Genomic DNA, 4,995 nt, shown 5'->3' with positions numbered 1-4,995 from the left:
CCAATCTCACGCCCACGCGGGACAAGAACCCCGACGACCAGTCCGATGATCATGCTCGTGAAAGATCCGGGCTAGTGCCGAGCTCGGGACCGCTGGATGGCCGCCGTGCTTTCCGCGCCAAATCCGGCGGATTGGTGGACCACTCGGCGCCCGCCGCCCGAATCCCCAGCCGCCCGCTCCTACGTGTCGATCGCCGAACGCCGCACCAACCGACCTTGCTGAGGTCCTGACCTACTGCCCGGCTGCGACATCTTTCGGTGTAGGACGCACGAGCCATCCACGCCGTCGGTTGACTTATGTTGACGAAGTCGGTGTGACTCCATTTTATTGTCGCGTCATTTCACTATTTTATTGTCTGCGTCGGCTTTGGTTAGACCACTCGCTAGTCGAACCCCCAGCGCGGTGTAGTTGTGGGATCGAGAGCGGCAACAATCGGGGGTTGCGGAATAGTCGTGCCGGGGTTTGCATCGGTCGTGATGTTGGCGAACCGGATCTCCGTGATCCAACGGTCGCGCACGCTCAACATCTGGGTCAGGTTCTCTTCGCTGATCATCGCGCATTTCGGGCTGTGTGCAGCAGGCCCCCGCTAGGACTGCGGCTACCCCTCAGCGCCAGTCGAGTCTGCGGCTCCCACCCTCGGTCGACGAACTGCGTCAGGATGTGCCTGCCAGCGACATGGGTGGACGACCCAGGAGCCGCACCCGCACGATACCGGATGGCGGACGGCTACTGGTTGCCAGCGAGGCCGCCGAGCAGCTCGGTGTCTCAGTGCGAACCGTCGAAGGACTTGTTTCCGCCATACATACACACCGGTAGTAAGTGTCGGTTGCGGGACGGCCAGCGGCTAAAGACGAAGGAGTCCTCCAATGGTGCATTCGGCGAGCATGGCTGAGTCCGCGCTTCCACCACTCGGTTTCGGTCCGCACCGCAAGCGGCTCGGCCTCATCTCGATCATTGCCTGCTTCGGCGGCCTGCTCTTCGGCTACGACACCGGCGTGAGCAACGGCGCGGAGCGCCCGATGCAGGCCGAGCTCGGGCTGAGTGACTTGTCGCTCGGCGTCGTCATCAGCTCGCTGATCTTCGCCGCCGCGGTGGGCGCGCTGGTCGGCGGGCAGATCTCCGACGCCTGGGGGCGTCGCAAGACGATCATCCTGCTGGCGGTGCTGTTCTTCGTCGGCACGCTGTTCGTCGTGTTCTCACCGGGCTTCGGGCTCCTGGTGACCGGCCGGATCCTGCTCGGGCTCGCGGTCGGCGGTGCATCGACGGTGGTGCCGGTCTACCTCGCCGAGCTGGCGCCCTACGAGATCAGAGGATCGATCACCGGGCGCAACGAGCTGGCGATCGTGACCGGCCAGCTCTCGGCGTTCGTGGTCAACGCGATCATCGGCAACGTCTTCGGCAACGTGGTAGGCATCTGGCGCATCATGTTCGCGGTCTGCGCGCTCCCTGCCATCGCGCTGTTCTTCGGCATGCTGCGGATGCCCGAGTCGCCGCGCTGGCTCGTCGAGAAGGGCCGCGAGGATGAGGCGCTGACCGTGCTGAAGACCGTGCGCTCCGAGGATCGGGCCGTCGCCGAGTGGGAGCAGGTGGAGCGCGTCGTCGTGGAGGAGCACGAAGAACACTGGACCGGCCTCGGCGCGATCCGGAGGAGCAAGTGGCTGATCCGGATCCTCCTTGTCGGCATCGGGGTCTCCATGATGCAGCAGCTCACTGGAATCAACTCGATCATGTACTACGGCCAGCGGGTGCTGATCGAGGCAGGATTCACGGCCGACGCAGCGCTCGTCGCCAACATCTCGGCGGGCGTGGCCGCCGTGGTCGGTGGCATCATCGCCCTCTACAACATGGACAGACTCGATCGGCGTAAGACCTTCATCATTGGTCTGTCACTGACCACGACCTGCCATTGCCTCATTGGAATCGCATCAATGCTGCTGCCGGTCGGGAATTCGCTGCGACCGTATGTCCTCCTGTTTCTCGTCGTGGCCTTCGTCTTCTCGATGCAGACCTTCCTCAACGTCGCCGTGTGGGTGTGGCTGGCAGAGATTTTCCCGCTGCACATGCGCGGCCTGGGGATCGGCGTCGCGGTGTTTTTCGGATGGAGCATGAACGCGGTGCTCGCCCTGTTCTTCCCGGCGCTCGTCGAGGGAATCGGGATCACCGGGGTGTTCTTCTTGTTTGCGGGCATCGGTGTGGTCGCGCTCATCTTCGTTATTACGCAGGTGCCGGAGACCCGCGGCCGCTCGCTCGAGTCGCTGGAGGAGGACGTCGAGACCGGCGCGATCTACAACTTCAGAAAGGCGAGCCGCGTGCACTAGCGGGTGCGGGCGGAGGGGCCGCACGGGATCGGTGCAGCCTCTTGCGCTAGGAGCTGATTAGGGCGCTTGTGTCGTTTCCCTGGGTGCCTTGAGCGGCGCTGCGCATCGTGCGGGGCCGTCCCTTCCAGGTCAAGGGCGCTGCGGCGTCAGTGCGCGATGGCGCACTCGCCACCCCACCGCAGCAGGATCTGCCGATCATGAAATCGATCCACGGAAACAGCAGTAGGCCTGTCTTGCGAAGTCCTGCGGCCCGACCCACCCGGCCAACCCCTACAACGAGCAATACCGAGGAGGACCACATGGCCACCTCCCGACCTGAACGGCAACTACACGCTGGTGCGGGTGACGGCGAACGTTCCTCTGCCCGAGTTTTGATTAGGTTGTGAATAGTGTTTCAGTTCCGAGGAGGAAAGACTTGAGTAGGACCGAGGCGAGTCGGCCCGTTGGGGTGGCCCTGATCGGGTCTGGCCGGATGGGCACTTATCACGGTGCCACGCTAGCGCAGCGGCTGCCGGGGGCGCGGTTGGCGGCGGTGGTGGATCCGGCTCCGGGTGCGGCGGAGCAGCTGGCCGCGGCGTTGGGGGTGGGTTCGGCATACACCGATCCGACTCAGGCCTTCGCGGACTCGGGGGTGGAGGCGGTGGTGATCGCGGCGCCGGCCCAGTTCCACGCCGAGCTGATCGTGGCCGCGGCCGGGGCGGGGAGGGCGGTGTTCTGCGAGAAGCCCGCGGCGCTGTCGCTGGCCGACCTGGATCGGGCAATCGACGCAGTGCGGGCGGCGGGCGTTCCGCTGCAGGTCGGGTTCAATCGCCGATTCGCGCCGGACTGGGTCGCGGCGCGGGCGCTGCTGGACGACGGGACATTGGGGACGCCGCGATTGCTGCGGTCGGTGACCCGCGACCCGGGTGGGTTCGACCCGTCCCGGGTGGCTCCGGGCACGATCTTCAACGAGACGTTGATCCACGACTTCGACGCGCTACGGTTTCTCAACCCGGGCGCGGAGGCGGTCGAGGTGTACGCGATCGCGGACGCGCTGGTCGAGCCCGACTGGCGGGACCGCGGGCTGCTCGACACTGCTGTGGTCACGGTGAGGTTCGACAACGGCGCGGTTGGGGTCGCGGAGGCCTGCTTCGAGGCCAAGTACGGCTACGACGTGCGCGGTGAGGTGTTCGGCTCAGGTGGGATGGCCACCATGGGTGACGGGCGCCGCACCGGCATGATGTTCTCCGGGCCGGCCGGTCGGACGGTGGATACCGCGCGGGGCGACCAGGAGCTGCTGGCCGGCGCGTACGTCGCTGAGCTGGCCGCGTTCGTCGACGCTGTTCGCGGCGGCACGCCGGCCGTGGTGGGTGGGGAGGATGCCCGGGCCGCGCTGGCGATCGCTCTGGCCGCCGCGGAATCGGTGCGGGCCGGCCGCCCGGTGCGCATCGCGGAGGTGGACAAGTGACCGAACCGGTCGACACCGGCAGCTCCTACCGGCTTGCCGTCTCCGCCGAGATGGTGTTCGTGGACCTGCCGTTCGAGGACCGGGTCCGGCGGATCGCCGACGCCGGCTTCGAGGTCGAGATCTGGGACTGGACGAAGAAGGACATCGCTGCCCTGGCCAAGACCGGAGCGACCTTCTCGTCGATGACCGGCTACATCACCGGGACGCTGGCCGACCTGGACGGCGCCGCGGAGCTGCTGCGGACCGCTGAGCAGTCGTTGCGCGTGGCCGAGGAGCTGGACTGCCCGCGGCTGAACGTGCACGGTACCGGCCTGGACGACAAGGGCCTACCGGTTATCCCCAGCGCAGCGGTGACCCCGAACATGTGGCTGACCGCAGCGAAGACCCTGACTCGGCTCGCGGAGCTGGGGGAGCGGGCCGGGCGGGTGTTCACCCTGGAGAACCTCAACACCGCCGTCGACCACCCCGGAACTCCGTTCGCGAAGGCCGCCGACACCCTCGCCCTGATCGAGGCCGTTGATAACCCGCACCTGCGGTTGAACCTAGACCTCTACCACGCCCAGATTGGCGAGGGGAACCTCGTCCAGCTCATCGAACGGGCCCTGCCCTACGTCGGGGAGATCCAGGTCGCCGACGTGCCCGGCCGCTGCGAGCCGGGCACCGGCGAAATCTCCTACCCGGCCGTGGCCGCCGCGCTGGACCGGCTCGGCTACACCGGGGTCGTTGGCCTCGAAGGCTGGGCCGCCGACGAACCCGAGACAGCGCTCGACCGCTTCCGCGGCGCCTTCACCGTGTCCCGCTAAACGGCCTTGCCGCACGGACGGATCGAGATCAGGTGGCGGCGGGCGACTCACGTCAGGCGGTTTTGAAGGTCAGCAGCGAGACCGCAGCGATCCTGCTGGCACTGACCACCACCGGAGGCGAGCACCGTGTCCGCCCTCGCTCACCAGACCGTCTCCCGTGGCCACGGTCTACCGGCTGCTCCACGACCCTTAGGCCCGGCCAACCAAGTTTGACCACCGCCCCGCAGATCGGCGTCATCGAGTGCGGGTGCACTGACCTCATGCGTGCGAGCTTCCAGCAAGCCCGGTCTCCTTCGGGGAAGGAGATCAGGCGCATACCTGTGCTCAGTCACAGACCCGTGAATAGGTGTGTTGCAGCGCGCGTCAGCGCGGGCGGACGAAGTCCGCCGCCCGTCCGGCACCGCGATCAGGTTGGGGTCAGGTGGCG

The 4,995-nt window shown here is 66.9% G+C and carries 3 protein-coding genes; all 3 read left to right on the top strand.

The features are described 5' to 3' along the window. The first annotated feature begins 884 nt into the window (after positions 1–884). Entirely contained in the window at positions 885–2,318 is a 1,434-nt protein-coding gene (locus HK417_RS24025; protein WP_222273094.1) for a sugar porter family MFS transporter, read from the top strand. A gap of 382 nt (positions 2,319–2,700) precedes the next feature. Further along, positions 2,701–3,765, top strand: coding sequence for a Gfo/Idh/MocA family oxidoreductase (locus HK417_RS24020; protein ID WP_308123826.1), 1,065 nt, complete (start codon positions 2,701–2,703; stop codon positions 3,763–3,765). Further along, positions 3,762–4,568: a TIM barrel protein gene (locus tag HK417_RS24015; RefSeq protein WP_308123825.1), complete on the top strand. Its 807-nt coding sequence runs from the start codon at positions 3,762–3,764 to the stop codon at positions 4,566–4,568. The genes HK417_RS24020 and HK417_RS24015 overlap by 4 nt, the downstream gene beginning before the upstream one ends. The last annotated feature ends 427 nt before the right edge of the window (positions 4,569–4,995 follow it).

Origin of the sequence: Modestobacter marinus, assembly GCF_019799945.1 — a bacterium.
In the GTDB taxonomy this organism is placed as follows: domain Bacteria; phylum Actinomycetota; class Actinomycetes; order Mycobacteriales; family Geodermatophilaceae; genus Modestobacter; species Modestobacter marinus_B.
Note: the sequence above shows the minus strand (reverse complement) of the source record. Positions and strands in the feature narration are given on the sequence as shown.

Bases quoted from the DNA above. Each gene is read 5' to 3' on its own strand.
- HK417_RS24025 (WP_222273094.1), top strand. From the start codon at position 885: ATGGCTGAGTCCGCGCTTCCACCACTCGGTTTCGGTCCGCACCGCAAG.